This window comes from Dactylosporangium sp. CA-052675, from assembly GCF_050947935.1.
Lineage (GTDB): Bacteria > Actinomycetota > Actinomycetes > Mycobacteriales > Micromonosporaceae > Dactylosporangium.
Window position 1 is genome coordinate 1,184,008 of record NZ_CP192010.1, and the last position, 24,676, is coordinate 1,208,683.

Sequence of the window (24,676 nt, forward strand, 5' to 3'; positions counted from 1 at the left end):
GTACTGTCGCCGTTTGTGACTCCCACAGCCCTGTGCGGCCTGCTCGCCGAGTCCGAGCGTCTCCAGGTCTTCGCGGCCGTGGTCCTGGGCGCGCGCACCCCCAGCGCCGTCGAGTCGGCCACCGGCCTGCCCGCCCGCGTCATCGAGCCCGCCATCCGGCGCCTGCAGCAGGGCGGCCTGCTCGGCGTCGAGGGCGGCGAGCTCGCCGCGTCGGCCGAGACGTTCAAGGAGGCCGTGCGCGCCGCCGCGGTGAGCGCCGGCCCGCAGCCGCAGCTCGACCCGGACCGGCAGCGCGACCTCGTCCTGCGCACCTTCATCAGCGACGGCCGGCTGACCCAGATCCCGGCCGCGCACGGCAAGCGCATGGTCGTGCTCGAGCACATCGCGTCGTCCTTCGAGCCCGGGGTGCGCTACCCCGAGCGCGAGGTCGACGCGATCCTGCGCGCCTGGCACGACGACCACGCGGCGCTGCGGCGCTACCTCGTGGACGGCGGGCTGCTGTCCCGGGACAACAACGTCTACTGGCGCTCAGGCGGCCCCGTCGTCGTCTGAGGGCGTGCCCTCCTTCGAGGCCAGCAACCGGCGGAACGAGGCGAGCCGGCGCGGGTCGGCGCCGCCCTCGGCCACGAGCTTGTCCAGGCCGCAGTCGCCGCCCGCGCCGGTGTGGTCGCAGTTGGGCGAGCAGCGCGTGGAGGCCTCCACCAGGTCGGGGAAGCCGTGCAGGAGACTGTCGGCCGAGACGTGCGCGAGGCCGAACGAGCGCACGCCCGGCGTGTCCACGATCCAGCCGAGATCGTCCGGCAGCTGCAGGGCCACGGCGCTGGTCGAGGTGTGCCGGCCCTTGCCGACCGCGCTCACCGAGCCCACCGCCCGGTCGGTGCCGGGCACCAGCCGGTTCACCAGCGTGGACTTGCCGACGCCGGAGTGCCCGATCAGCACCGACACCCGGCCGGTCAGCTCGGCCACGAGGTCGTCCAGGGGGCGGTCCGGACGGCACAGGACGTAGGGCAGGTCGAGCTCGGCGTAGTAGTCCAGCACCGCGTCCGGGGACGCGAGATCGCCCTTGGTCAGGCACAGCAGCGGGTCGATCTCGGCGTCGTAGGCCGCGACCAGGCACCGGTCGATGAACCCGGTCCGGGGCGGCGGGTCCTGCAGCGAGTTCACGATCACCAGCTGCTCGGCGTTGGCCACCACGACCCGCTCGAAGCGGCCCTCGGTGCCGCCCTCCTCGTCGTCCGCGGTGCGCATGAGCACGGAGGTGCGCTCGTCGATGCGCACGATGCGCGCCAGGGTGTCGGGGCGGCCGCTCACGTCCCCGACGATCTGCACGTGGTCGCCGACGACCACCCCGTGCCGGCCCAGCTCGCGGGCGCGCATGGCGGTGACGGTGGCGCCGGTGTCGCCGATGTGGCAGGTGTACCGCCCGCGGTCGACCGCCACCACGAGCCCCTCGACGGCGTCGCTGTGCTTCGGGCGCTGGCGCGTGCGCGGTCGCGAGGACCGGCTCGGGCGCACCCGCACGTCATCCTCGTCGTACTCGCGCTTCCGCCTCAGCCGACCCTCCCGCTGAACCCGACCCTCATCGCCCGGACACCATCGTTGACCATAGCCGGGGAAAGTCCGGCAGCGTCTTCGCGGTGCATGCCACGTCGTCCAGACACAGCCCGGGCACGGCCAGCCCCAGCACCGCGCCCGCGTGCGCGAGCCGCCGGTCGCCGTTCGTGCGCAGGGTGCCGCCCCGCAGCGGCCGCGGCCGGATGCGCAGCCCGTCCGGCTCGGCCGTCACGTCGGCGCCCAGGCCGGCCAGCGCCGCGGCCACGTGGGCCAGCCGGTCGGGCGGCTCCTGGCCGCGCAGGTGCGACGGGGAGTCGGCGAGCGCGGCGACGGCGGCCAGCACCGCGGACACGTCGGCCAGCTCGGTGAGGTCGGCGCTGACACCGTGGACGGTCCCGGAGCCGCGCACCGTCAGCCCGCCCGGCGTCAGGGTGGCCTCGCCGCCCAGCTGCCGCAGCACGTCCAGCAGCCGCCGGGCCGGCTGGCTCGTCGCGGCCGGCCAGCCCCGCACCGTGACCGTCCCGCCGGTGACGATGGCCGCGGCCAGGAACGGGGCGGCGCTGGCGAGGTCCGGCTCGATGTCCCAGGCCCGTCCCTTGAGGCGTCCGGGCTCGACCGCCCACACGTCCGGGCGGGTGTCGTCGACGCCGGCGCCGGCCGCGCGCAGCATGTGCACGGTCAGGGCCACGTGCGGCTTGGGGACCGGGGCGCCGACGTGGCGCACGACCACGCCCCGGTCGTAGCCGGCCGCCGACAGCAGCAGCCCGGAGACGAGCTGGCTGGATGCCGAGGCGTCGATGGTCACCGGGCCGCCCGCGATCCGCCCCGAGCCGTGCACGGTGAACGGCAGCCCGTTGTCGGTGTCGATGCGGGCGCCCAGCGCCCGCAGCGCGCCGAGCAGCGGGGCCATCGGGCGGTGCCGGGCGGCGGGCTGGCCGTCGAAGGACACCGCGCCGGTGGCCAGGCCCGCGACCGGGGGCAGGAAGCGCAGCACCGTGCCGGCCAGCCCGACGTCGACCCGGGCCGGGCCCTGCAGCGGCCGCGAGCGCAGCACCCACAGGTTGTCGTCGGCGGTCGACACGTGACAGCCCATCGCGCGCAGCCCGGCCGCCATCAGCTCGGTGTCCCGGGCCCGTAGCGGGGTCCGCAGGGTGCTGGCGCCGTGCGAGACGGCGCCGAGGACCAGCGCCCTCGCCGTCATGGACTTCGACCCCGGCAACCGCAGCGTGGCGTCCAGCGGACCGGCGGCGGTCGGGGCTGGCCACGGTACGTCGGTTTCCACGCGCTCAGTGTGCAATCAACTTCGATAAGTAGCGACTGCTGGGTTTGCCGGGCGGGATTTTTCTCATACTGCGCGGATACCGTGGACGCATGTGTGGCAGGTACGCGACCTCGCGCAGCAACGCCGACCTCAGCGCCCTGTTCGAGGCGGCCGACGAGACCGATGGCCTCGAACCGGACTACAACGTCGCCCCCACCGATCCGGTGCCGGTGGTGCGGGTGTCGCAGTCGGCGGGCGGCCGGGTGCTGTCCACGGCCCGCTGGGGCCTGCTGCCGTCCTGGGCCAAGGACCCGAAGGCGGGCGCCCGGATGATCAACGCGCGGGTCGAGACCGTCGAGTCCTCCAGCGCCTTCGCGCAGTCGTTCGCGCGGCGGCGGTGCCTGGTGCCCGCGGACGGGTGGTACGAGTGGGTCCGCAGTGACGACGGGAAATCCAAGCGGCCCTACTTCATGACCCTCGGCGACGCCGAGCCGTGCGTATTCGCGGGGCTGTGGTCCGTCTGGGGCAAAGGCGACGATCGACTCCTCACGTGCAGCATCATCACCACACCGGCCGTCGATGACCTGGCGCTCATCCACGACCGCATGCCGTTACTGCTGCCGCGGGCGCGATGGGCCGACTGGCTCGGCGCACAACCGGATGCAAGCCTCCTGTTGCCGACCCCGTCGTCGCACGTCGCACGGCTGGAGCTACGCCCTGTAGGCGCCCGCGTCGGCGATGTACGCAACGACGGTCCTGACTTGGTCGCGAAAGTTGCGGCGCCCCCTCTCCGATCGAGCGATGTCGAGCCGATCGATCTGACCCTTTTTTAGGCTGTAAGTCCAGAAAAAAATCCGACCGTTTTTGCGGATCGGCCGATGAACTCTTGAATTTGCCGCCCTTTCTGCGATACAACACAGCGCCGGTGGGTCTATGTCGGATGGGGGCATCCCGACGTTTTCCCGCCTTGCGTTCGTTTGACCCACGGGGGAGGTGGGTGTATGACCCGGGCGAGGATGCCACGCCCTCACGAAGTCGCAGCCGCGAAGCGAGACCCGCGACTGCTCAGAGCCGTCAAGGAGCAGCAGGGCGACGGAGCCTGGCGCATCCGCGGCGCATGTCAGGCGGTCGACCCAGAGACGTTCTTCCCGGCTCCGACGGAGCCGGCCGACGCCGCGGTGGCCCTGTGCCGCACGTGCGACGTGCAGGGGGCCTGCCTCGCGTGGGCCCTCGACGTCGGCGACTGTCACGGTGTCTGGGGAGCCACAACACCGCGCGAGCGGCGTGCGATGCTCGTCGCATGGCGCAGCGAGGGGCAGGGGCCGGGCGTTCCCGGCCAGAGCGACCCACGACTCGGCGCGATGGCGTGCCTGCCGATCCTGCCGTTGCAGCGGACCCGGAGCCGGGAACAGCCGGATCCGGTCGGGGCGGGCGCTCCGCAGTAAAGCCGTCCGCGCCCGCCGCCCGGCCCCGGCCGGGCGGCGGGCGTTCGGTCGCGACCCCGTTCGGCCCGGCCCGGTACCGGCTCGACGTGCCCGAGCCCTACAACGGAACGCTGCTCATGCTCGGCCACGGGGCCGGCGGCGACGTCGACGCGCCCGACCTGGTGGCCGTGCACGACGCCGTGCTCGGCCTCGGGGTCGCCGTGGCGCTGGTGACCCAGCCCTACCGGGTCGCCGGGCGGCGTGCGCCCGCGCCCGCCGCCCAGCTCGACGCCGCGTGGCTGGCCGTCGTCGCCCGGCTGCGCCGCAACCTCGAGTTCGGCGCGCTCGTCGTGGGCGGGCGCTCCAGCGGCGCCCGGGTCGCCTGCCGCACCGCGCGCGAGGCCGGGGCGGCGCGCGTCCTGGCGCTGGCGTTCCCGCTGCACCCGCCGGGCAAGCCGGACAAGTCCCGCGCGGACGAGCTGCTCACCGGGGTGCCGACGCTCGTGCTCAACGGCGACCGCGACGCCTTCGGGGTGCCGGGGGAGTCGCCCGGAGTACGGGTGAAGATCCTGCCGGGCGAGACCCACGCGCTGTCGAAGCGCCCCGCCGCCGTCGCCGAGGCCGCCGTGGCCTTCGTCACCGGGACCTGACTGCCTCGTTGAGCGGGATGTGGCCGGCATACACCGGTCACGCTGCCACAACTCCCAGGCCCTTCCCGCTCCCAGCGGCCGGCCCGGTCCCAAAGTGGTCCGGCCGCTGGAGCGGGTGAGGCGGAATGGCGGGCCGGGCTCCGGTGTTACACCACCCGAGCGGTGCTGCCGACGGCGCCGTCAGCGGAGGGAACCAGAGCGTGGCAACACTCGAGCGTGACGACCTGCGGATCCGCGAGTTGCTGTTCAGTCCGGCGTGGCCCGGGACGACCGACGCGGAGCCGGACCCGTCGTGGCAGCCGATCGCCCGTGAACGATTGACGGGCGCCACAAACACAGAACTCGCACAGGAACTCGGCGTATCCTCGACCGGACGGTCAAGGGTGGGGGTCGCACGAGTGGTGAGCAGCGAGAGCGCGGAGCAGCAGCGGGTCCGGTTCGAGCACGACGCGCTGCCCTTCATCGACCAGCTGTACGCCGCGGCCCTGCGCATGACGCGCAACCCGTCGGACGCCGAGGACCTGGTGCAGGAGACCTTCCTGAAGGCCTACGCGGCGTTCCACCAGTTCGAGACGGGCACCAACCTCAAGGCGTGGCTGTATCGGATTCTCACGAATACGTACATCAACTCGTACCGGCGCCGGCAGCGTCAGCCCGTCCAGGCGCCCACCGAGGAGATCACCGACTGGCAGCTCGCCGAGGCGGAGTCGCACACGTCCAGCGGTCTGCGCTCGGCCGAGACCGAGGCCCTGGACCGGCTGCCCGACTCCGACGTGAAGGAGGCCCTGCAGTCGCTGCCCGAGGAGTTCCGCCTGGCGGTCTACCTCGCCGACGTCGAGGGCTTCTCCTACAAGGAGATCGCGGACATCATGAACACGCCGATCGGCACCGTGATGTCCCGGTTGCACCGCGGACGGCGCAACCTGCGCCGGCAGCTGGAGACCTATGCTGCCGACCGTGGGTTCACCCGCACTCCGTCCGCTGAGCCGAGCGAGGTCTGAGATCGATGAGCTGTGGAGACCCGCACGAGACCGACTGCAGTGACGTGCTCGCCGAGGTGTATCTCTACCTCGACCTCGAGTGCGCCGACGAGCGCCGCACGGTGATCCGCGAGCACCTGGACGAGTGCTCGCCCTGCCTGCGCGAGTTCGGCATCGAGCAGGAGGTCAAGGCCCTGGTGGCACGCTGCTGCGGCTCGGAGCTGGCCCCGGCGGAGCTGAAGGCCCGCCTGCGCGCGAAGCTCTCGGAGTTCGTGGTGAACGCCGACTCCCGCGAGCTGCGGACCGACTAGCCTTCGTCGCTTTCTGTGTTCGGCTCCTACCTTTGCGTAGAAGCTTGATCGTCAGATTTGGATGCGTCGGGTAGGCTTAGGTTTGAATCGGCCGCGCACCGCCTGAGTGGGCCTTGGCTTCCTGGAGCTCTGCGTGGGCGTTCGTCCTCGTTGCTTTCCTCTTGCTGCTGGCATGTGCTTCGGTGGCTGCCGCCGGGCCTCTGCTTCGGTGGCTGCCGCCGGTCCTCTGCTTCGGTAGCTGCCGCTGGGCCTCGATGGGTGGGGTCCGCGGCGGCGCCGGTAGGGCCGCGCGGCGGGTGATGCCCCGATATGCTGCGAGCGCACACAATGCAGCCGCGAGGGAGACCGGGGATGTCCGACGAGATCCGTGCCGAGATGGTCGCCAACGTCTGGAAGGTCACGACCCAGGTGGGCGCCGAGGTGGCCGAGGGCGACACCCTGGTGATCCTGGAGTCGATGAAGATGGAGATCCCCGTGGTGGCCGAGTCCGACGGCACCGTGAGCCAGATCGCCGTGAACGAGGGCGACGTGGTGCAGGAGGGCGACCTGATCGCCGTGATCGGGTGACCTCACCGGCCTCACCGGTCACGAGCGGCCCGTCGGCCACGGGCGTTGCGCCCATGCCCGACGCCGGTGCCGTTCGCGTACGGCTCATCACGCTGGACGACTACGACGCCGTGGCGCGGCTGACCGTCGAGGCCTACCGGGCCGACGGGCAGCTGGAGGCGTCGCCCGACTACGCGGCGGCGCTCGCCGACGTCGCGGGCCGCGCCGAGGCCGCGGACGTGCTCGTGGCGGAGATCGACGGGGTGGCGCTGGGCGCGGTGACGTTCACGGTGGCCGGCGGGGAGTACGCGGAGGTTTCACGGCCCGGCGAGGCCGAGTTCCGCATGCTCGCCGTGGACCCGGCCGCACAGCGCCGCGGGGTGGCCCGGGCGCTGGTGCGGGCGTGCCTCGATCGCGCCTCCGGGCTCGGGTGCGGCGGGGTGGCGATCTGCGTGCGGGACGACAATCCGGGGGCGTTCGCGCTGTACGAGGGGTTCGGCTTCGTGCGGGATGCCTCGCGGGACTGGTCGCCGGTGCCGGGGGTCAACCTGCTCGGGCTGTGGATCGGGCTGCCGGCTCTGGCGAAATAGCCGCTGGTCGGCCGGGGCCGCCCGCCAGCCCGCCGCCGGCGGGTCCGTAGGGTCGCGCACGGTCACTGGCGGTCGGTCGGTCGGCGCGCGTGCGGATCGGGGCGCGGGCGATCGAGGGTATGGTGGCGCGCACGCGTTGCGGGCCCGCGGCAATCGTCGATCCTGCGTGGTTGGCCCGAGTTGGCGCCGGTTGGCGCGCTTTATGGCGACAAAGCGCGTTATAAGCGGATTGGCCGGATTGGTCGGATTCGCGGCAATCCTGGCCAGGATCTCGCGAGGTTGTGGGCAAGGCGAGACCCGCGTTGCCCCGTGCGCGGCCCGGCCGAAGTCGCGCCGTCGCTGCACCGCACGAGCGCCGTGGAGTTCGCCCGGCCCCGACCGCCGGGCCCTGCGCGGCCCTGACCGCGAGGCCCCTGCGCGGCCCTGACCGCGAGGCCCCTGCGCGGCCCTGACCGCGAGGCCCCTGCGCGGCCCTGACCGCGAGGCCCCTGCGCGGCCCTGACCGCGAGGCCCCTGCGCGGCCCTGACCGCGAGGCCCCTGCCCGGCCCTGACCGCCAGGGCCTGTCCGCCCGTTGCAGCAGCCAGCCGGACGCGGCCCGCCGGCTCGTGAACAACCGGCCGAGCCGGCTTCCGCGGCGAGCCTCAGGCGGTGGGTGCCTCGGGAGCGGTGCGCGACTCGGGGGCCGGCGTTTCGGGCGAAACGTCCGAGTCGGAAGGCGAGGCGCGGTCGGCGGCGGCCAGGAGCTCCGACGCCACCTCCAGGGCCGCGGCCCGCCGCTCCTCCGCCGTCCCGGGCCGTTCCCGCAGCAGGAACCAGCTCGCGTGGATCGAGAACAGGGCCATCGCCCGCCGCAGCTGCTGACCCAGCGAATCCGAAGGGTCCGTCAGCAGGGCGAACACGCGCAGCATCTGCTCGCGCATGCGCTTGCCCGCCGGCAGCGTGTTGATCAGCGTCTGGTTGCGCTCGAAGAAGCGGATCACGTTTTCGTGCGCGAACCCGTCGTGCAGGACCGAATACCGCTCGATGAACCCGAGCCGCGTAGCCGAGTCGCGCGGCTGGGACTCCGCCCAGTCGAGCAGGTCGTCCACCGCCGCGATCCGCTGCTCGATCAGGCTCGAGACGATGTCGTCCTTCGTCGGGAAGTGGTAATACAGCGCCGCCTTCGTCACGCCCAGCTTCTCGGCGATCTCGCGCAGCGACGTCTTGTCGTATCCCTCCTCGATGAACAGGTCGAGCGCCACCCGCTGGATGTGGGCGCGCGTGTCCGAAGCTCCGTCGGCGTCGCTCGTGCGGATGCGATTGCGCCCGCGGACGACCCGCGCGGCGGTCTCGTGCTCGCTGGAGTTCATCGCCACCAATCCTACTTGACGCCCGGCTAGTACCCAGCTTACCGTACGGCTAGTAAGTTACCTAGCCGGTCGACAAGTAAGTTCGGGGAGCAATCGACAATGGCAGACAAGACGGCGCAGAGCCCGGTGAAGGTCGTCCTTCCCGGCCTGCTCATGGCCATGCTGCTGGCCATGCTCGACAACGTGATCGTGGGCACCGCCATGCCGCGCATCGTCGGCGACCTCGGCGGCGTCGACCACCTCTCCTGGGTGGTCACCGCATACGTCCTGGGCACCACGGTCTCCACCCCGCTCTGGGGCAAGCTCGGCGACCTCTACGGCCGCAAGACCGTCTTCATGACCTCGATCGTGCTGTTCCTGCTCGGCTCGGCCCTGTGCGGCTTCGCCCAGAGCATGCCCGAGCTCATCGGCTTCCGCGCGTTCCAGGGGCTCGGCGCCGGCGGCCTGATGGTCGGGGCGATGTCGGTGCTGGGCGACCTGGTGCCGCCCCGCGACCGCGGCAAGTACCAGGGCCAGTTCGCCGCCGTCATGGCGATCGCGATGGTCGGCGGGCCGCTCGTCGGGGGCTTCATCACCGACCACGCCGACTGGCGCTGGGCGTTCTTCGTCAACCTGCCGCTGGGCGGGGCCGCGCTCGTCCTGCTCGCGCTGCGGCTGCACCTGCCGAAGCGCCGCACCGAGCACCGCATCGACTGGCTGGGCGCGCTGCTGCTGTCCATCGGCGTGACCGCGCTCGTGCTCATCACCACGTGGGGCGGCACGCAGTACGCCTGGGGCTCGGCCGAGATCCGCGGCCTCGCGATCGTGGCGGTGCTCGGGCTCGTCGCGTTCGTGCTCGTCGAGCGCCGGCACCCGGAGCCGATCGTGCCGCTGTCGGTGTTCGCGAACCGCAACTTCACCCTGGTCGCGGTGCTCGGGTTCCTCGTCGGCTTCGCGATGTTCGGGGCCATCACCTTCCTGCCGCTGTACCAGCAGATCGTCCAGGGCGCCTCGGCGACGAACTCGGGCCTGCTCCTGCTGCCGATGATGGCCGGCATGCTGGTGATCTCGCTGGTGGTCGGCCGCGTGATCACGAAGACCGGGCGGTACCGGATCTTCCCGATCGCCGGCGGCGTGGTCATGGTCGCCGCGATGCTGCTGCTGGCCCAGCTCGGCCCGCACACCTCGAAGCTCACCTCGGGCCTGTACATGACCGTGCTCGGCATCGCGCTGGGCTTCCTGATGCAGACCACGATGCTCATCGCGCAGAACAGCGTGGAGCTCAAGGACATCGGGGTGGCCAGCAGCACCGCCACGTTCGCCCGGTCCATCGGGGGAGCGTTCGGCGTGGCCGTCTTCGGCGCGATCTTCAACCACCGGCTGCACGCGCTGCTCGGCGAGCGGCTCGGCTCGGCGGCCGCGGACAAGATGGCCAGCGGCGGCGGGGGCGCGCGGATCGACCCGGTCACCCTCGCGCAGCTGCCGCCGGGGGTGCGCACGGCGGTCGTCGACGCGATCGCGGGCGCGACCTCGAGCGTGTTCCTGTGGTCGACCGTGGCCGCGGTGCTCGTGCCGGTGATCGCGCTGTTCATCCGCGAGGTCGCCCTGCGCGGCGGGGCCGCCGAGGAGTCCGAGCGCACACTGGTTGCGCAAGAGGGCTAGTTTCGCGCACGCAATGCGCGAAGTTGCTCCCAAAACTAGCGATCGGTGCGCGAAACTGCCAGAATATGAGCAGCAACGCGCATCGATCGCTCATTGGGAGGACCGTCATGACCGGCGCCGGGATGAAGGCCGACATCGCCGAACAGCCGGAGGTGTTCGCTCGCCTGCTCGACGAGCGCGCCGGCCAGATCGCCGAGGTCGCCGCGAAGATCGCGGAGTGGAAGCCGCGCAGCGTCGTGTTCACCGCGCGCGGCACGTCCGACCACGCGGCCCTCTACGCCGCCTACCTCACCGAGATCCGGCTCGGCATCCCGGCCGGGCTCGCCAGCCCGTCGGCGATGACGCTGTACGGCGCCCGCCCCGACCTGCGCGACACGCTCGTCGTCGGGGTCAGCCAGAGCGGCGGCTCGCCCGACCTGCACGGCGTGCTCAGCGTCGCCCGCGAGCAGGGCGCGCACACGCTCGCCGTGACCAACAACGCCGAGTCCCCGCTGGCCCGGGCGGCCGAGCTGCACGTCGACGTGGCGGCCGGGCACGAGGTGGCGGTGGCGGCCACGAAGACGTACACGGCGGAGCTGCTGGCCCTGCTCATGCTCATCGAGAGCGTCCGCGGCGGCGGCGCCCTGCCCGACGAGGAGCGCGCCGAGCTCGCCAAGCTGCCCGGGCACGCCCAGGCGGTGCTGGCCGACGACACCGTGGTCGACCTCGCCGCGCGGTACCGCTTCGCCGGCCGCCTGGTCACGACCGGCCGCGGCTACGCCTACCCGACCGCCCGGGAGACCGCGCTCAAGCTCATGGAGACGTGCTACCTGGCCGGCCTGGCGTTCTCCGGCGCCGACCTGCTGCACGGCCCGCTCGCGATGACCGACCCGGACGTGCCGGTGCTCGCGGTCGTCGGCAACGGCCCCGCGGGGCAGTCGATGCGCGACGTCGTCGGCCGGCTCGGCGAGCGCCGCGCGGACACCGTCGTCTTCGGGCCGGCCGCGGTCGAGGGCGCCTCGGGCTGGGTGCGCACGCCGGACGTGGACGAGCGCTACGCGCCGCTGCTGGACATCCTGCCGCTGCAGCGCCTCGCGCTCTGCCTGGCGCTGCTGCGCGGCGAGAACCCGGACGCTCCCCGCGGCCTCAAGAAGGTGACGACGACGCTGTAGCGGCCGCCAAGGGGCTCACGCTGGGGCAAACCCCGCGAGCCCCGGCGCGGCGGCGCGGCGGCGCGGCGGCGCGGCGAGCACCCCGAACGCCTCAGGAAGGCGACGGCGACGCTGCAGCGGCCGGAACAGGGATCACGGCGGGGCGACCCTCCGCGAGGTCCTTGGTCGCGAACGAGATGGCCGGGCGGCTGCCAACCGAGATCTGGTACGTCGCCCGGCCGCTGGACACGTTGCGCTGCTCGAACGCGAAGTTGCAGTCGAACCCGCCCCCGCCGGCCGCCAGCACGCCGGCCGCCAGCTCCGCCGCGGCGATCGGGCGCCCGGAGGCGTCCGCGATGCGCACCGTGCCGCCCTGGTACACGTCCCGCACCGGCGACGGCGCCAGGCATGCGCTGCCCGGCGTTCCCGCGGCCGCCCCGGCCACGCTGACGTAGCCGTGCAACAGGAACCCATCGGGCTTGGACGTCTCGTCGGCTCGGCTCAGCCAGCCGCATCCGCCCAGCCAGAGGGCCAACAACAGGGGAAGTACCAAACGCCGCACCCGGCAACCTTAGTCTGTCCTCGTGTCCACCCTGCGCGACCTCGTCGAGGAACACACGAGCCTCGAACCCGATGACATCGAGCACCTGCACCGGCTGGCCGGCGACTGGCAGATCGTGTCCGACCTCAGCTTCGCCGACCTGCTCATGTGGGTGCCGATCGAGGTCCGGGGCGAGTTCATCTGCGTGGCCCAGGTGCGCCCGACCACCGCGGGCACGGCCTACCAGGACGACCAGGTGGGCCGGATCGCCGGCGGCCCCGAGGTCGCGCACCTGGCGATCGTGCGCCAGCAGGGGCGCATCTGGCGCGAGGGCGACCCGGTCTGGTACGGCGACATGCCCGCCCGCCACGAGGCGATCCCGGTCCGCCGGCGCGGCAGCGACAAGGTCATCGCGGTGCTGGGCCGCGACACGAACCTGAGCACCGCCCGCACCCCGGCGCAGCTGGAGCTCAACTACCTGACCACGGCCGACGACCTGGCCCAGATGATCGCCGACGGCAGCTGGCCGCCGCCCCGGCACCCGGGCGAGACGACGAGCGCGCCGCGCATCGGCGACGGCCTGGTGCGCCTCGACGCCACCGGCAAGGTCACCTACGCCAGCCCGAACGCGCAGTCCGCGTACCGCCGGCTGGGACTCGCCGCCCACCTGGTGGGCGAGAGCCTCGCCGAGACCACGGGCCGGCTCGTCGACGACCCGCTCGAGGGCGCCGACGCGACCGACCGCATCCACCAGGCCCTGCACGGGGAGGCCCCCGCCCGCAAGGAGCTCGAGGCCCGCGGCGCGACCGTGCTCATGCGCGCGCTGCCGCTCATGCCGGCCGGCGTGCCCATCGGGGCGCTCGTGCTCGTGCGGGACATCACGGAGGTCCGGCGGCGCGACCGGCAGCTCATGACCAAGGACGCGACGATCCGCGAGATCCACCACCGGGTCAAGAACAACCTGCAGACCGTCGCCGCGCTGCTGCGGCTGCAGGCGCGCCGGGTGGGCGTTCCGGCGGCCCGCCACGCGCTGGAGGAGTCGGTACGGCGGGTCGCCTCCATCGCCCTGGTGCACGAGACGCTCTCGATGTCCTCGGAGTCCACGGACGAGGCGGTCGAGTTCGACGGCATCGTGGACCGGGTCGCGGCGGCCGCCGTCGAGGTGGGGGCGGCCGGGTTCAACGTCGCGGTCCGGCGCGAGGGCGACTTCGGGGTGCTGCCCGCCGAGATCGCGACCCCGCTGGTCATGGTGCTCAACGAGCTGCTGCAGAACGCGGTCGAGCACGCCTTCGAGCCCGCGCGGCCGGACGCGCCGGAGGTGGTCGTCTCGGTGCACCGCTTCCGCAAGCAGCTGCACGTGACCGTGGCCGACAACGGGTGCGGGCTGCCGGAGGGCTTCGACCTCGACGCCAGCGAGCGGCTGGGCCTGCAGATCGTGCGCACCCTCGCCACGGGGGAGCTGCGCGGCACGATCGAGCTGCGCGCGCGGGCGGAGGGCGGCACCGAGGCGGTGATGGTGGTACCGCTGGCGAAGCGGTAAACCAACCGGACTGTGGGACGAGGCGGCGCCGTGACCGGACCCGGCGCTGATTCGCGTCCCCGAATTCCTATCGGCTGAGTGTTATTCCAGTTACATGTTCGTCAAATCCTACTGAGAGAACCCTCACGTGGACGTGGCGTAAGGACCGCTCTCCGTGGAAGACTGCACCCTATGCACGCTGCTTCTCTGCGGCTCGTCAGCCGCCGACACGTCGACTACGGTCGCGTGCGCAGCGCCATCTGTCCGGCTTGCTGAACGCCGCCCGCCGAATTTCTTCCCGGGTGCGCGACTTCGCGCCGGAATGCTTATGACATCGACGTCATCCGTTCCCGCTTCCATCGGGGACGGCCGGCGCTTGGCCGCGTGCTCTCAATCCTGAGAGGACGCCGACATGTCGGTGAACACTGTCCGCGGACGTGGTGCGGCCGGTGGTCGTCCCCGTGGTGAGGGGCAGTGGGCCCTGGGGCACCGCGAGCCGCTCAACCCGAACGAGCGCAGCAAGAAGGACGACAACCCGCTCAACGTGCGGGCCCGCATCGAGAACATCTACGCGCACGCGGGCTTCGACTCGATCGACCCCGCGGACCTGCGCGGACGGTTCCGCTGGTTCGGGCTCTACACCCAGCGCCGCCCCGGCATCGACGGCGGGCGCACCGCCGTGCTGGAGCCGGAGGAGCTCGACGACCGCTACTTCATGCTGCGCATCCGCAGCGACGGCGGGCAGCTCTCGCTCGAGCAGCTCAAGACGATCGCCTCGATCGCCCAGCGCTTCGCCCGCGACACCGCCGACGTCACCGACCGGCAGAACATCCAGCTGCACTGGATCGAGATCGAGAACGTCCCGACGATCTGGCGGGAGCTCGAGGCGGTCGGCCTGTCCACCCTGGAGGCCTGCGGCGACTCGCCCCGCGTCATTCTTGGCAGCCCCATCGCCGGGGTCGCGGAGAGCGAGGTGCTCGACCCGACCGAGGCGATCAACGAGATCAACGCCCGGTACATCGGCGACCCGGAGCTGTCGAACCTGCCCCGCAAGTTCAAGACCTCCATCTCGTGGCTGGCCGACACGCCGTACGAGGCCAACGACGTCTCGTTCGTGGGCGTCATCCATCCCGAGCACGGCCCCGGCTTCGACGTGTGGGTCGGCGGCGGGCTGTCGACCAACCCGATGCTGGCCCAGCGCCTCGGCGCCTGGGTGCCGCTGCACGAGGTGCCCGACGTGTGGCACGGCGTCATCCGGGTCTTCCGTGACTACGGCTACCGCCGCCTGCGCAGCCGCGCGCGGCTGAAGTTCCTGGTCGCGGACTGGGGCGTGGACCAGTTCCGGCAGATCCTCGAGAACGAGTACCTCGGCCGGCGCCTGATCGACGGCCCGTCGCCCGACCTGCCGGAGAAGCCGGTGGACCACATCGGCGTGCACAAGCAGTGGGACGGCAAGTACTTCGTCGGCGCCGCCCCGATCGCCGGGCGCAGCTCCGGCACCCAGCTCGCCGCGGTGGCCGAGCTCGCCGAGCGGCACGGATCGGCTCGGGTGCGGCTCACGCCGTACCAGAAGATCCTGATCCTCGACGTCGAGCAGGAGCACACCGAGTCGCTCGTGCGGGGCCTGGCCGGGGTGGGGCTCGAGGCCCGCCCGTCGAGCTGGCGGCGCAGCACGATGGCGTGCACCGGCATCGAGTTCTGCAAGCTCGCGATCGTGGAGACCAAGGCGCGGGCGGCGGAGCTCATCGAGTACCTCGAGAAGCGCGTCGCCGACCTCGACGCCGACATCTCGATCCACCTCAACGGCTGCCCGAACGCGTGCGCGCGCACCCAGGTCGCCGACATCGGCCTCAAGGGCATGCTCGTGCGCGACGACAACGGCGAGATGGTCGAGGGCTTCCAGATCCACCTCGGCGGCGGGCTGGGCATGGCCGAGGGGCAGACGGCCGGCTTCGGCCGCAAGCTGCGCGGCCTGAAGACCACCGCCGCGGCCCTGCCCGAGTACGTCGAGCGGGTCGCCAACCACTACCTGGCCGGGCGCGAGCCCGGTGAGTCCTTCGCCCGCTGGGTGATGCGCGCTCCCGAGGAGGAGCTGCGGTGAGCGAACGGATGGCGCCGCTGCACTGCCCGTACTGCGGCGAGGAGGACCTTCGGCCCCACGAGGACGCGCACGGCGCATGGGAATGCCGCAGCTGCGCCCGCGTCTTCTCACTGAAATTCCTGGGACTGGCGGCGAACGCTTTGGAGGCGAAGCGATGAGCAGCACGACCGTTGCCCGAACCGCACAAGAATCCATCGAGCTGGCCGCGGCCGCGTCGGCGCGGCTGGAGGGCCAGACGGCCGAGAAGATCGTGGAGTGGGCCGCCGGCCAGTTCGGCGAGCGCTTCTGCGTGACCAGCTCCTTCGCCGACGCGGTGCTCGCGCACGTGGTGTCGAAGGTGGTGCCCGGCGTGCCGGTCATCTTCCTCGACACCGGTCTGCACTTCGCCGAGACGCTGCGGGTGCGCGAGATCGTCCAGCGCACGCTGCCGGTGACGGTCCGCTCGATCCGCCCCCGTCAGACGGTCGCCGAGCAGGACGCCGAGTTCGGGCCGCGGCTGTACTCCCGCGAGCCCGACGAGTGCTGCTTCCTGCGCAAGGTCGAGCCGCTGGAGCGGGCCCTGGAGGACTACGACGCCTGGGCCGCGGGCCTGCGCCGCGACGAGTCGCCGAGCCGCGCCAACACGCCGATCGTGGGCTTCGAGCGGGCCCGGGGCAAGTTCAAGGTCTCGCCGCTGGCGCTGTGGACGCAGGCGGACGTGGACCAGTACATCTCGCGCTACAACGTGCCGGTGAACGCGCTCATGCGGCAGGGGTACGCCTCGGTGGGCTGCTGGCCGTGCACGCGCCGCACGCCTCCGGGCGGCGACCCGCGCAGCGGCCGGTGGGCCGCGTTCGACAAGACCGAGTGCGGGCTGCACACGTCCGGATGACCGGCCGTCGCCTTGCGGATGGCGTCCTGCTGGTCGCGCACGGGTCCTCGGATCCGCGCGCGGCCGCGGCCACTCGCGCGCTGACGCGGGCGGTCGCGGCCCAGCGGCCCGGCCTGGACGTGCGCTGCGCGTTCCTCGACCACGCCGGCCCGCGCCCCGGCGAGCAGCTGGCGGCGTTCGAGGCGCTCGGGCACCGCGCCGTCGTCGTCGTGCCGCTGCTGCTCACCAACGCCTTCCACGGCCGCTTCGACCTGCCCGCGGTGCTGGAGCGGGCCCGGGCCGGGGGTCTGGGCCTCGACGTCACCACGACCGACGTGCTCGGCGCCGGCGCGCCCGCGCTGCTGCTCTCGGCGCTGCGCCGGCTGCTGCCCCCGGTGCCCTTCGACGGGGTCGTGCTCGCCGCCGCCGGCACCCGCGACGACCTGGCCCGCCACAGCGTCGACGGGGCCGCGGCGGCCCTGGGGGCGTCGCTGGGCGTGCCGTGCGTGCCGGGCTACGCCTCGGCGTCCACCGTCACCGGCGCCGCCGCGGTGGCCGCGCTGCGGGCCCAGGGCTGCGAGCGGATCGCCGTCTCGTCGTACTTCCTCGCCCCCGGCCGGCTGCACGATCTCGTGGTCGGCTCGGCGGTCGGCGCCGGCGCGCTGGAGCCGGTCGCCGCGCCCCTGTGCGCCCACGTCGACGTCGCCCGTCTGGTGATGTCCCGGATCGGGGATTTCGCGCTCGTACGAGCCGCCTGAGGCCCCTGCGGCACCGTTACGTGGCGCTGGACGGTTACCGTTGCAGGATGATGACGTGCCCCAAGTGTCGTGGCGAGATGCGCCAGTTCGAGCGGAGCGGTGTCACCGTCGACCAGTGCCTGGAGTGCCGCGGGATCTTCCTCGACCGCGGTGAGCTGGAGCGGCTGATCGACGCCGAGCAGGCCTGGCAGGGCAGCCGGCAATCCCATCAGCCGACTCACCAGCCGTCATACGGCTATCAGCAACCATATCCACAATCGCACGGTGGCTATGGGCATTACGGCCATCACAAAAAGCACCGGCGCCATCACCGTGAGAGTTTCTTCGGCGAGCTGTTCGACTAGATGCAACAACGCCCCGGCCGAATGGCCGGGGCGTTGTTGTCTAGATGCGTGCGTGGGAAAGGCTCAGGCAGAGTGAGCGCGGACCCGAAGGCCACCGCGACGCTTCATCAGGCGACGCTCGTCTTCGCTCATTCCGCCCCAGACGCCGGCGTCCTGACCCGAGTCGAGGGCCCACTGGAGGCACTCGGAGGTCACGGAGCAGCGCTGGCAGACCGCCTTAGCCTGCTCAACCTGCAGCAACGCCGGGCCGGAGGTCCCAATGGGGAAGAACAGCTCCGGGTCCTCGTCGCGGCAGAGGGCATGGTGGCGCCAGTCCGACATGGCGGCAACACTCCTTGTTTTTTCGCGGATCGTTGTTGGTGATTCCCGTTATGCATCTCATGTAACGGTTCGGCTAGGCGGAGCCTGAAGATCCGTTGCATGTGTGCGGGCAACGCTCAGTGGTCGTTTCGCTTGTGAATGCTTTCACGAACTACCGCGATGTCAAGGGGTCCAAACCAAAAAAATCCAAGTCGGTGAGCAAGCTCACGCACTGTTTGTCCGATTTTATGGCGACTGGTGACCCTGGATCGCAACAGTCAGTGACCAATGTAGTACGGTTCGGTCAACGACCGGAGGGCTTTCGGAGATGCGGCCGCGGTGTCTCTGTCGCGACTCTCTGCAACTTTCTCCCCCTTCGGTGGATGATCGCCCGGGGTGACTCAACACACTACGCGTAACGCACCCGGGACGGACGCGAAATCCAGTTTGTCAACCTCGCCGAGGTACTCACCGTCGACCTGATACGCGATCGGCTTGGCGGCGGTCAGCGTGAACCCCGGCAGGTCGTGCAGTCGCAGCACCTGCTTGCCCTTCGGGGTCCGGCGACTGGACAGCAGCTGCGACACCGTCCGAGCGGTGCCGGCGATCTGCAGCTCCCGAAGGCCGAGCACATCCAGGCCCGTGTCGAACGAGGCGCGCGGGTTCGGGTTGACCGGCCGCTCGCCGATGTACGTCCACGGTGCCGTGTTCTGCACCAGCATCCACGTTAGCCCGCTTGTGGCCGGTTCGCCCGGCAACTGCATGGTGAGCAGCGGCACGCGCCGATTGGTGGCCGCGTACTGGGCCATGAAGGCGCGCAGGTAGAGCAGCGGCGTGGACGTCGAGCCCTTGTGCCGCGCCTGGTCGACCCGGCGCACGACCTCGGCGTCGAGGCCGAGACCGGCGCAGAAGGTGAAGTAGCGGTCGTCGGCCCGGCCGAGCCCGATCAGCCGTTCGCGCCGGTCCCGCAGCGCCTCGAGGATCGCGCCGGTGCCCTCCGCCCAGTCGCTGGGCAGCCCGAGCGCCCGGGCGAACACGTTCGTGGAGCCGCCGGGCACGACCGCGAGGGCTGGGCGCTCCTGGGCGCGGTTCGCGGCGGGCCCCGCGTCGAAGGTCATCAGGCCGTTGACGGCCTCGTTGACGGTGCCGTCGCCGCCGAGGGTGACCACGAGGTCCAGGCGGTCCCGGGCGGCGTCGCGGGCCAGGTCGGCGGCGTGCCCCCGGCGGCGCGTGTAGACCACGTCCAGGTCGACCTGGCTGCGCAGCGCCCGCACCAGGATGTCCCGGCCGCGCTCGGTGGTGGTCGTCGCATTGGGGTTGACCACCAGAAGGGCTCGCATGGGCGGCACTGTACCCGGTTCGCTGCGCGATAAGGTTGGCCCGTGAGGATGTCGTGAGCAGGAGGGACGTGCAGGTGGGCGCGGTCGAGGAGGTTCCCGGCCGGACCCCGGCGACCCTGCGCTGGGCGGTCCGGCTGCTGCTGGTGGAGGGGGCCGGGCTGGCCGCCGTGACCCTGTGGCTGGTGTATCTCGACCTGACCTCCGACGCCGCCTCGGTGCCCGGCGCCGTCTCGGTGACCGTCTATCTCGCCCTCATGACCGTGTGCTTCGCCGGTGTCGGGTTCGCCCTGCACCGCCGCCGGCGCTGGGCCCGCGGCCCCGGCATCGTGGTCTCGATGCTGCAGATGCCGATCGGTCTCACGATGCTGCAGACGGGCCAGCCGTGGATCGGCGGACCACTCTTCGTGCTCGGGCTGACCGGGGCTGTGCTGCTGTTCGCGCCCTCGACGCGCATCGCTCTCGGTGTTCGTTAGATCGACGGATATAACGCTCCTCATCGTTCGCTGTGCGCACCTGTTCGCGGCTCGGACAGAAATTCGTGTCGCACCGCGAGTCCGTTATCTCACAGTGACTGATCCGTAAACGGTTTCGGTGCTTTACGCTCGGTTGTCGTGACGGTCGCTCCCGCCTACCAGGTCCTCGCCGAGCGCATCCGCGTCGACATCGTGTCCGGCCAGCTGCGCCCCGGCGAGCGCCTCCCCACCGAACCGCAGCTGTGCGAGCAGTCGGGCCTGAGCCGCTCGACGGTGCGCGAGGCGCTGCGGTTACTGAGCAGCCAGCACCTGATCGTCACCACGCGGGGCGTCAACGGCGGCAGCTTCGTCGCCGAGCCCGACGCGTTCGCCCTGGGCGCGTCCCTCGCCGACGGCGTGGGCCTGCTGCTGACCAGCGGCGCGGTGACCGGCGAGGACTTCCTCGAGGTGCGCCGCATGCTCGAGGTGCCGGCCGCGGGCCTGGCCGCCGCCCGTCGCGAGCCGCGGCACCTCGAGGAGCTCGAGGCCGCGATGTTCGACCCGGAGCGCGACGACCTGCAGCGGCGCATCGAGGCGCACGCGGCCTTCCACCTGGCGGTCGCGGCGGCCACCGGCAACTCGCTGCTCGCCCTCGTGGTGCGCCCGCTCTACAGCGTGGCCAACCGCGAGGCGGTGAGCCGGGTGTCGCCGCAGCCGTTCTGGCGGACGGTGGACCGCGACCACCGGGACCTGCTCGGCGCGATCGAGGCGCAGGACGTGGCCCGGGCGATGGAGCTGGCCCGCGCGCACATCGACAACATCCGCCCGGCCGAACGCGTGCCGGTCGTCGTCTGAGCCGCCGTCAGAGCCGCCGTCCGAACCGCCGTCCGAGCCGCCGTCAGAGCCGGCGTGCGAGCTCAGCCCCGCGACGGCCGGCGCTTGGTCAGCCGGATGCCGGCCTGGTGCGCGTCGACGCTCGCCGACACCTCGTCGGCCAGGGCGCTGAGCACCTGCCACGCGAACGACTCCCCGCCCGGCAGCCGCTCGTCCGGCGAGCCCAGCGGCACGGTCGTGTAGACCGTCAGGGCGTCGGGCGTGACGGTGAACCGGCAGGAGAGTTCCACCGTGTCACCCAGTTGGGGGGTGTCCGCGGCCACGGCGAGCAGCATCGCGCAGGCCTCGTCGACCGCGATGCGCAGGTCCTCGATCTCGTCCAGGGTGAACTGCAGGCGCGCGGCCAGGCCGGCCGTCGCGGTGCGCAGCACGCCGAGGTAGGCGGGCGACGCCGGCACGGCCAGCAGCACCACGTCGTCGCCGTCGGCGCCGGACCTCTTCGGAGCGACCTGAGTCAACGCTATCGAACCCCCCTTCACCATGGCCTGCCCGCGACTCTACGACGTCGGCGCACCCGACGACGCGGCGAGTGCTTCCAGCGGCGCGCCGCAGAGGCGGTACGGCACCCAATCGTGCTTCGGCCCCGCCCCGAGCCTGTCGTAGAACTCGCGCGCCGGATTCCAGTCCAGCACGGCCCACTCCAGGCGGCGGTACCCGTGCGCGACGCACACCGCGGCGAGCGCGGCGACGAGGGCCTTGCCCGCACCGGTGCCGCGCGCGCCCGGGCGCACGTAGAGGTCCTCGAGGTAGACGCCGTGCACGCCCTCCCACGTCGAGTACGTGAGGAACCACAGCGCCATGCCGAGCACCTCGCCCCCGTCCTCGGCCACGTGACAGAACACGGCGGGGGAGGGGCCGAAGAGCGCCGCGTGCAGCTGGGCCTCGGTGAGGTGGCACTCGTCGCGGGCCCGTTCGAACTCGGCGAGCTCGTAGACCATCTTCACGAGCGCGGGGACGTCGTCCGGGGTGGCGGGGCGGATCATGCTGCTACTCCCTGAAAAGCACGACCCCCACCCCGCGGGTGCGGGATGGGGGAGGTTCGATGACGCAGACTCCACAGGCCGGTTCAGGCCTGCTTGGTCTCCCAGAAGATCTTCGCGATCTCGTCGATCTTGCCCAGGAGCTGCTCGGCGACCGCCGGGTCGGCCGAGCCCTTGGCGCCGGACGCGCCCGCGAGCTTCGTGGCCTCGTTGAACAGGCCGTGCAGCTGCGGGTACTTCTCGAAGTGCGGCGGCTTGAAGTAGTCGGTCCACAGCACCCACAGGTGGTGCTTGACCAGCTCGCTGCGCTGCTCCTTGATCAGCAGGGCGCGAGTGCGAAACTCCGCGTTGTCGTTCGCCTGGTATTTCTCACAGATTGCCTTGACGGACTCGGCCTCGATTCGGGCCTGCGCCGGGTCGTAGACACCACACGGCAGGTCGCAGTGGGCGCTCACCACGGTGCGCGGGGTGAAAAGCCGCGACAGTCGCATCGAACCCTCCAGGGTGATTTGCGATGATCCTCAGTGCTGACCCTACTCCTATCCATCTTCGGGGATTTCATGCGCCTGCCGTGGTTTGCGGCACTCGTCTCGGGCCCGTCCATGGTGCCGACGCTGCGCTCGGGAGACCGGATTCTGGTGCGGCGCGGGACATCGGCGCGCCCCGGTGACGTGGTGGTCGCGCGGTTTCGCGCCCGGCCCGGACTGCTGGTCGTCAAGCGCGTGGAACGGGCCGACGCCGACGGGTGGTGGGTGGTAGGCGACAACCCCTTCGCCAGTGATGATTCGGCGCGTTACGGCCGCGCGGACATCGTCGGTCGTGTGACATTTCGCTGGTGGCCACAACCGGTGCGCCTGCGCCGCGTCCCACGCTAAGGTGAGGCGGATACGGGCGACCCCCGGCCGCATTCGCACATGCTTTCGCGCTTTCACCCGCGCCGCGCGTTCTTCCTGTATCACAAGCCGTGGCAAAGGAGCCCCCGGTGCTTACATCCGTGTCCGATTCCGTGTCCGATTCCGTGTCTGACCCCGTCTTCGACCTGCACGCCGGCGGAAAGCTCGCGGTGCAGTCGACGGTCCCGCTGTCCACCCGCGAGGACCTCTCCCTGGCGTACACCCCCGGCGTCGCCCGCGTCTGCGAGGCCATCGCCGCGGACGAGTCGCTCGTCCACCGGCTCACCTGGGTCGGCAAGGCCGTCGCCGTCGTGACCGACGGCTCCGCGGTGCTCGGCCTGGGCAACATCGGCCCGCGCGCGGCGATGCCGGTGATGGAGGGCAAGGCCGTGCTGTTCAAGCAGTTCGGCGGCGTGGACGCGGTGCCGATCTGCCTCGACACCCAGGACCCGGACGAGATCGTGCGGATCGTGACCGCGCTGGCGCCGTCCTTCGGCGGCATCAACCTCGAGGACATCTCGGCGCCGCGCTGCTTCGACATCGAGCGGCGGCTGGAGGACGCGCTGCCGATCCCGGTCTTCCACGACGACCAGCACGGCACCGCGATCGTGGTGCTCGCCGCCCTGCGCAACGCCTGCAAGGTGCTCGGGCGCGGCCTCGGCGACCTGCGCATCGTGGTCAGCGGCGCGGGCGCGGCCGGCGTCGCGGTGACCCGCATGCTCATCAGCGGCGGCGCGGACCCGGGCGAGATCGTCGTGCTGGACTCGCGCGGCTGCCTGCACACGGGCCGCGCCGACCTCAACCCGGTCAAGGCCGCGCTCGCCGCGGAGACCAACGCCGGCGGCGTGACCGGCGACATCGCCTCCGCGCTGCGCGGGGCCGACGTGCTCATCGGCGTCTCCGGCGGCACGATCGGCGAGGCGGCGCTGGCGGGCATGGCGCCGGAGGGCGCGATCTTCGCGCTGGCCAACCCCACGCCCGAGGTGCACCCGGAGATCGCGGCGCGGTACGCGAGCGTCGTGGCCACCGGCCGCAGCGACTTCCCGAACCAGATCAACAACGTGCTGGCCTTCCCGGGCATCTTCCGCGGGGCGCTGGAGTCGGGGGCGACCCGCATCAGCGACGGCATGAAGATCGCCGCGGCCGAGGCGATCGCCGGCGTGCTCGGCGCCGGGGAGCTCGCGCCCGACACGATCGTGCCGAGCGCCCTGGACCCGCGGGTGGCCCCGGCGGTCGCGGCCGCGGTGGCCGAGGCGGCCCGCCACGACGGCGTCACCCGTTAACGAGGGTTAAGGTCCTGGGTATGCGTGCCGCTTTCGCAACCGCGTTCAACGATGCCGACCCGCTCGCCGTGCTCGAGATCGGCGACGCTCCCGAGCCGGCGCCCAGGGACGGCTGGGCCGTGGTGGACGTGCGCGCCAGCGCGCTCAACCACCACGACCTGTGGTCCCTGCGCGGCGTCGGGCTGCGCGAGGAGCAGTTGCCGATGACCCTCGGCTGCGACGCCGCGGGCATCGGCCCGGACGGGGCCGAGGTCGTCGTCTACCCGGTTGTCTACAACGAGAAGGGTGACTTCACGATCCTCTCGGAGTACTACCCGGGCACGGTCGCGGAGAAGGTCACCGTCCCGGCGTACAACCTGGTGCCCAAGCCCGCCGAGCTCACCTTCGCCGAGGCCGCGTGCCTGCCGACGGCCTGGCTCACGGCGTACCGCATGCTCACCACCAAGGGCCGCCTCGAGCCCGGCGGGGCGGTGCTCGTGCAGGGCGCGGGCGGCGGCGTGGCCACGGCCGCGGTGCTGATCGGGACGGCCCTCGGGGCGCGGGTGTACGCCACCAGCCGCGACGCCGCCAAGCGCGAGCGCATCGCGGCTCTGGGCGCGACGGCCGTGGAGCCGGGCGGCCGCCTCCCCGAGCGCGTCGACGTCGTGGTGGAGACGGTGGGCGAGGCCACCTTCGAGCACTCGATGAAGTGCGCGAAGACGGGCGGGCGGATCGTCGTCTCCGGCGCGACGAGCGGTCACCTGCCGCAGGTGAACCTGCGCCGGATGTTCGCGCTGCAGCTGGAGATCCTCGGCACGAGCATGGGCACGCCCGAGGAGCTGGCCGACCTCATGGCCCTGCTCGCGCGCACCGGCATCCGTCCGGTGATCGACTCGGTGGTGCCGTTCTCGGAGGCGCGCAAGGCGTTCGAGCTGCTGCACTCGGGTGACGTCTTCGGCAAGGTCGTGCTGGACCACACCAGCTGAAACGCGCGGCCCGCGGCG

30 protein-coding genes are annotated in these 24,676 nt (G+C 71.9%); 21 read left to right on the forward strand and 9 right to left on the reverse strand.

Features of this window, described 5'->3' with window-relative positions:
- Positions 1 to 15 precede the first annotated feature (15 nt).
- The gene (locus ACQP1P_RS05310) at positions 16 to 552 is read left to right on the forward strand and encodes a DUF2087 domain-containing protein (RefSeq protein WP_433083653.1); all 537 of its coding nucleotides are present in this window, start codon (positions 16 to 18) and stop codon (positions 550 to 552) included.
- Here the strand turns inward: ACQP1P_RS05310 and rsgA are convergent.
- Together rsgA and aroA are read right to left on the reverse strand one after the other, a co-directional pair.
- Positions 529 to 1,515, reverse strand: a complete 987-nt coding sequence (gene rsgA / locus ACQP1P_RS05315) for a ribosome small subunit-dependent GTPase A (RefSeq protein WP_433089850.1) — start codon at positions 1,513 to 1,515, stop codon at positions 529 to 531. The two genes, ACQP1P_RS05310 and rsgA, sit on opposite strands and share 24 nt — an antisense overlap.
- 64 nt (positions 1,516 to 1,579) lie before the next feature.
- Positions 1,580 to 2,836, reverse strand: a complete 1,257-nt coding sequence (aroA, locus tag ACQP1P_RS05320) for a 3-phosphoshikimate 1-carboxyvinyltransferase (protein ID WP_433083655.1) — start codon at positions 2,834 to 2,836, stop codon at positions 1,580 to 1,582.
- Positions 2,837 to 2,925: 89 nt separating this feature from the next.
- On the opposite strand from aroA, the gene ACQP1P_RS05325 reads away from it, so the two are divergent.
- The 7 genes from ACQP1P_RS05325 (at position 2,926) to ACQP1P_RS05355 (ending at position 7,316) form a co-directional block, all read left to right on the forward strand.
- Positions 2,926 to 3,648 (forward strand): SOS response-associated peptidase, encoded by a 723-nt coding sequence (locus tag ACQP1P_RS05325; RefSeq protein WP_433083657.1) that lies wholly within the window; start codon positions 2,926 to 2,928, stop codon positions 3,646 to 3,648.
- A 168-nt stretch (positions 3,649 to 3,816) separates the two neighbouring features.
- Positions 3,817 to 4,260, forward strand: coding sequence for a WhiB family transcriptional regulator (locus ACQP1P_RS05330; RefSeq protein WP_433083659.1), 444 nt, complete (start codon positions 3,817 to 3,819; stop codon positions 4,258 to 4,260).
- An 86-nt stretch (positions 4,261 to 4,346) separates the two neighbouring features.
- On the forward strand, positions 4,347 to 4,889 hold the full coding sequence (locus tag ACQP1P_RS05335; RefSeq protein WP_433083661.1) for an alpha/beta hydrolase family protein: 543 nt from the start codon (positions 4,347 to 4,349) through the stop codon (positions 4,887 to 4,889).
- A gap of 383 nt (positions 4,890 to 5,272) precedes the next feature.
- Positions 5,273 to 5,890: a sigma-70 family RNA polymerase sigma factor gene (locus tag ACQP1P_RS05340; RefSeq protein ID WP_433083662.1), complete on the forward strand. Its 618-nt coding sequence runs from the start codon at positions 5,273 to 5,275 to the stop codon at positions 5,888 to 5,890.
- A 5-nt stretch (positions 5,891 to 5,895) separates the two neighbouring features.
- Positions 5,896 to 6,180: a mycothiol system anti-sigma-R factor gene (rsrA, locus tag ACQP1P_RS05345; protein WP_433083664.1), complete on the forward strand. Its 285-nt coding sequence runs from the start codon at positions 5,896 to 5,898 to the stop codon at positions 6,178 to 6,180.
- Between the two features lie 351 nt (positions 6,181 to 6,531).
- Positions 6,532 to 6,747, forward strand: a complete 216-nt coding sequence (locus ACQP1P_RS05350) for a biotin/lipoyl-binding carrier protein (protein ID WP_433083666.1) — start codon at positions 6,532 to 6,534, stop codon at positions 6,745 to 6,747.
- 53 nt (positions 6,748 to 6,800) lie between these two features.
- A complete protein-coding gene (locus ACQP1P_RS05355) occupies positions 6,801 to 7,316 on the forward strand; it encodes a GNAT family N-acetyltransferase (RefSeq protein WP_433083668.1) in 516 nt (171 codons plus the stop codon).
- A gap of 643 nt (positions 7,317 to 7,959) precedes the next feature.
- Here ACQP1P_RS05355 and ACQP1P_RS05360 read toward each other — a convergent pair.
- Positions 7,960 to 8,667 (reverse strand): TetR/AcrR family transcriptional regulator, encoded by a 708-nt coding sequence (locus ACQP1P_RS05360; protein ID WP_433083670.1) that lies wholly within the window; start codon positions 8,665 to 8,667, stop codon positions 7,960 to 7,962.
- A 99-nt stretch (positions 8,668 to 8,766) separates the two neighbouring features.
- Here ACQP1P_RS05360 and ACQP1P_RS05365 point away from each other — a divergent pair, with 99 nt between their 5' ends.
- Together ACQP1P_RS05365 and ACQP1P_RS05370 are read left to right on the forward strand one after the other, a co-directional pair.
- Positions 8,767 to 10,308: an MDR family MFS transporter gene (locus tag ACQP1P_RS05365; protein WP_433083672.1), complete on the forward strand. Its 1,542-nt coding sequence runs from the start codon at positions 8,767 to 8,769 to the stop codon at positions 10,306 to 10,308.
- 122 nt (positions 10,309 to 10,430) lie between these two features.
- On the forward strand, positions 10,431 to 11,459 hold the full coding sequence (locus ACQP1P_RS05370; protein ID WP_433089852.1) for an SIS domain-containing protein: 1,029 nt from the start codon (positions 10,431 to 10,433) through the stop codon (positions 11,457 to 11,459).
- Positions 11,460 to 11,550: 91 nt separating this feature from the next.
- Here the strand turns inward: ACQP1P_RS05370 and ACQP1P_RS05375 are convergent, their stop codons facing one another.
- Positions 11,551 to 12,000, reverse strand: a complete 450-nt coding sequence (locus ACQP1P_RS05375; protein WP_433083674.1) for a hypothetical protein — start codon at positions 11,998 to 12,000, stop codon at positions 11,551 to 11,553.
- A 22-nt stretch (positions 12,001 to 12,022) separates the two neighbouring features.
- Between ACQP1P_RS05375 and ACQP1P_RS05380 the strand changes: the two genes are divergently transcribed.
- The 6 genes from ACQP1P_RS05380 (at position 12,023) to ACQP1P_RS05405 (ending at position 17,551) form a co-directional block, all read left to right on the forward strand.
- On the forward strand, positions 12,023 to 13,519 hold the full coding sequence (locus tag ACQP1P_RS05380; RefSeq protein WP_433083676.1) for a sensor histidine kinase: 1,497 nt from the start codon (positions 12,023 to 12,025) through the stop codon (positions 13,517 to 13,519).
- A gap of 391 nt (positions 13,520 to 13,910) precedes the next feature.
- On the forward strand, positions 13,911 to 15,599 hold the full coding sequence (locus ACQP1P_RS05385; protein ID WP_433083678.1) for a nitrite/sulfite reductase: 1,689 nt from the start codon (positions 13,911 to 13,913) through the stop codon (positions 15,597 to 15,599).
- The gene (locus tag ACQP1P_RS05390; protein WP_350611623.1) at positions 15,596 to 15,757 is read left to right on the forward strand and encodes a hypothetical protein; all 162 of its coding nucleotides are present in this window, start codon (positions 15,596 to 15,598) and stop codon (positions 15,755 to 15,757) included. The genes ACQP1P_RS05385 and ACQP1P_RS05390 overlap by 4 nt, the downstream gene beginning before the upstream one ends.
- Positions 15,754 to 16,470, forward strand: a complete 717-nt coding sequence (locus ACQP1P_RS05395) for a phosphoadenylyl-sulfate reductase (RefSeq protein WP_433083680.1) — start codon at positions 15,754 to 15,756, stop codon at positions 16,468 to 16,470. The genes ACQP1P_RS05390 and ACQP1P_RS05395 overlap by 4 nt, the downstream gene beginning before the upstream one ends.
- The gene (locus ACQP1P_RS05400; protein WP_433083682.1) at positions 16,467 to 17,207 is read left to right on the forward strand and encodes a sirohydrochlorin chelatase; all 741 of its coding nucleotides are present in this window, start codon (positions 16,467 to 16,469) and stop codon (positions 17,205 to 17,207) included. Before ACQP1P_RS05395 ends, ACQP1P_RS05400 begins: the two co-directional genes overlap by 4 nt.
- Positions 17,208 to 17,284: 77 nt before the next feature.
- Positions 17,285 to 17,551, forward strand: coding sequence for a zf-TFIIB domain-containing protein (locus ACQP1P_RS05405; protein WP_433083684.1), 267 nt, complete (start codon positions 17,285 to 17,287; stop codon positions 17,549 to 17,551).
- A 63-nt stretch (positions 17,552 to 17,614) separates the two neighbouring features.
- Here the strand turns inward: ACQP1P_RS05405 and ACQP1P_RS05410 are convergent, their stop codons facing one another.
- Positions 17,615 to 17,872, reverse strand: a complete 258-nt coding sequence (locus ACQP1P_RS05410; RefSeq protein ID WP_190257048.1) for a WhiB family transcriptional regulator — start codon at positions 17,870 to 17,872, stop codon at positions 17,615 to 17,617.
- 380 nt (positions 17,873 to 18,252) lie between these two features.
- Positions 18,253 to 19,191 carry a diacylglycerol/lipid kinase family protein gene (locus ACQP1P_RS05415; RefSeq protein ID WP_433083686.1) on the reverse strand — a complete coding sequence of 313 codons (939 nt, stop codon included), beginning with the start codon at positions 19,189 to 19,191 and terminating at the stop codon, positions 18,253 to 18,255.
- 53 nt (positions 19,192 to 19,244) lie between these two features.
- On the opposite strand from ACQP1P_RS05415, the gene ACQP1P_RS05420 reads away from it, so the two are divergent.
- Positions 19,245 to 19,664, forward strand: coding sequence for a hypothetical protein (locus ACQP1P_RS05420; RefSeq protein ID WP_433083688.1), 420 nt, complete (start codon positions 19,245 to 19,247; stop codon positions 19,662 to 19,664).
- A gap of 138 nt (positions 19,665 to 19,802) precedes the next feature.
- Entirely contained in the window at positions 19,803 to 20,498 is a 696-nt protein-coding gene (locus tag ACQP1P_RS05425; protein WP_433083690.1) for a FadR/GntR family transcriptional regulator, read from the forward strand.
- A 62-nt stretch (positions 20,499 to 20,560) separates the two neighbouring features.
- Here the strand turns inward: ACQP1P_RS05425 and ACQP1P_RS05430 are convergent, their stop codons facing one another.
- From ACQP1P_RS05430 to sodN, 3 genes are all read right to left on the reverse strand, one after another.
- Complete coding sequence (locus ACQP1P_RS05430; protein WP_433083692.1) at positions 20,561 to 20,995, reverse strand: ATP-binding protein; 435 nt, start codon at positions 20,993 to 20,995, stop codon at positions 20,561 to 20,563.
- 39 nt (positions 20,996 to 21,034) lie between these two features.
- Positions 21,035 to 21,520 carry an N-acetyltransferase family protein gene (locus ACQP1P_RS05435; RefSeq protein WP_433083694.1) on the reverse strand — a complete coding sequence of 162 codons (486 nt, stop codon included), beginning with the start codon at positions 21,518 to 21,520 and terminating at the stop codon, positions 21,035 to 21,037.
- 83 nt (positions 21,521 to 21,603) lie between these two features.
- Positions 21,604 to 22,008, reverse strand: coding sequence for a superoxide dismutase, Ni (gene sodN, locus ACQP1P_RS05440; protein WP_350611615.1), 405 nt, complete (start codon positions 22,006 to 22,008; stop codon positions 21,604 to 21,606).
- A 69-nt stretch (positions 22,009 to 22,077) separates the two neighbouring features.
- On the opposite strand from sodN, the gene ACQP1P_RS05445 reads away from it, so the two are divergent.
- The 3 genes from ACQP1P_RS05445 to ACQP1P_RS05455 all read left to right on the forward strand — a co-directional run bounded on the left by ACQP1P_RS05445 (position 22,078) and on the right by ACQP1P_RS05455 (position 24,658).
- Positions 22,078 to 22,392 (forward strand): S24/S26 family peptidase, encoded by a 315-nt coding sequence (locus ACQP1P_RS05445; protein ID WP_433089854.1) that lies wholly within the window; start codon positions 22,078 to 22,080, stop codon positions 22,390 to 22,392.
- A 119-nt stretch (positions 22,393 to 22,511) separates the two neighbouring features.
- Positions 22,512 to 23,693, forward strand: a complete 1,182-nt coding sequence (locus tag ACQP1P_RS05450; protein ID WP_433083696.1) for an NAD(P)-dependent malic enzyme — start codon at positions 22,512 to 22,514, stop codon at positions 23,691 to 23,693.
- Positions 23,694 to 23,713: 20 nt separating this feature from the next.
- Positions 23,714 to 24,658, forward strand: coding sequence for a zinc-binding dehydrogenase (locus ACQP1P_RS05455; RefSeq protein ID WP_433083698.1), 945 nt, complete (start codon positions 23,714 to 23,716; stop codon positions 24,656 to 24,658).
- Positions 24,659 to 24,676: the final 18 nt, after the last annotated feature.

Coding starts and splice junctions, on each gene's coding strand:
- ACQP1P_RS05445 (WP_433089854.1), top strand. CDS start 22,078: ATGCGCCTGCCGTGGTTTGCGGCACTCGTCTCGGGCCCGTCCATGGTG.
- ACQP1P_RS05330 (WP_433083659.1), top strand. CDS start 3,817: ATGACCCGGGCGAGGATGCCACGCCCTCACGAAGTCGCAGCCGCGAAG.
- ACQP1P_RS05410 (WP_190257048.1), bottom strand. CDS start 17,872: ATGTCGGACTGGCGCCACCATGCCCTCTGCCGCGACGAGGACCCGGAG.
- ACQP1P_RS05455 (WP_433083698.1), top strand. CDS start 23,714: ATGCGTGCCGCTTTCGCAACCGCGTTCAACGATGCCGACCCGCTCGCC.
- ACQP1P_RS05435 (WP_433083694.1), bottom strand. CDS start 21,520: ATGATCCGCCCCGCCACCCCGGACGACGTCCCCGCGCTCGTGAAGATG.
- ACQP1P_RS05405 (WP_433083684.1), top strand. CDS start 17,285: ATGCGCCAGTTCGAGCGGAGCGGTGTCACCGTCGACCAGTGCCTGGAG.
- sodN (WP_350611615.1), bottom strand. CDS start 22,008: ATGCGACTGTCGCGGCTTTTCACCCCGCGCACCGTGGTGAGCGCCCAC.
- rsrA (WP_433083664.1), top strand. CDS start 5,896: ATGAGCTGTGGAGACCCGCACGAGACCGACTGCAGTGACGTGCTCGCC.
- ACQP1P_RS05395 (WP_433083680.1), top strand. CDS start 15,754: ATGAGCAGCACGACCGTTGCCCGAACCGCACAAGAATCCATCGAGCTG.
- ACQP1P_RS05350 (WP_433083666.1), top strand. CDS start 6,532: ATGTCCGACGAGATCCGTGCCGAGATGGTCGCCAACGTCTGGAAGGTC.
- ACQP1P_RS05355 (WP_433083668.1), top strand. CDS start 6,801: ATGCCCGACGCCGGTGCCGTTCGCGTACGGCTCATCACGCTGGACGAC.
- ACQP1P_RS05360 (WP_433083670.1), bottom strand. CDS start 8,667: ATGAACTCCAGCGAGCACGAGACCGCCGCGCGGGTCGTCCGCGGGCGC.
- ACQP1P_RS05385 (WP_433083678.1), top strand. CDS start 13,911: ATGTCGGTGAACACTGTCCGCGGACGTGGTGCGGCCGGTGGTCGTCCC.
- ACQP1P_RS05400 (WP_433083682.1), top strand. CDS start 16,467: ATGACCGGCCGTCGCCTTGCGGATGGCGTCCTGCTGGTCGCGCACGGG.
- ACQP1P_RS05325 (WP_433083657.1), top strand. CDS start 2,926: ATGTGTGGCAGGTACGCGACCTCGCGCAGCAACGCCGACCTCAGCGCC.
- ACQP1P_RS05370 (WP_433089852.1), top strand. CDS start 10,431: ATGAAGGCCGACATCGCCGAACAGCCGGAGGTGTTCGCTCGCCTGCTC.
- ACQP1P_RS05365 (WP_433083672.1), top strand. CDS start 8,767: ATGGCAGACAAGACGGCGCAGAGCCCGGTGAAGGTCGTCCTTCCCGGC.
- ACQP1P_RS05415 (WP_433083686.1), bottom strand. CDS start 19,191: ATGCGAGCCCTTCTGGTGGTCAACCCCAATGCGACGACCACCACCGAG.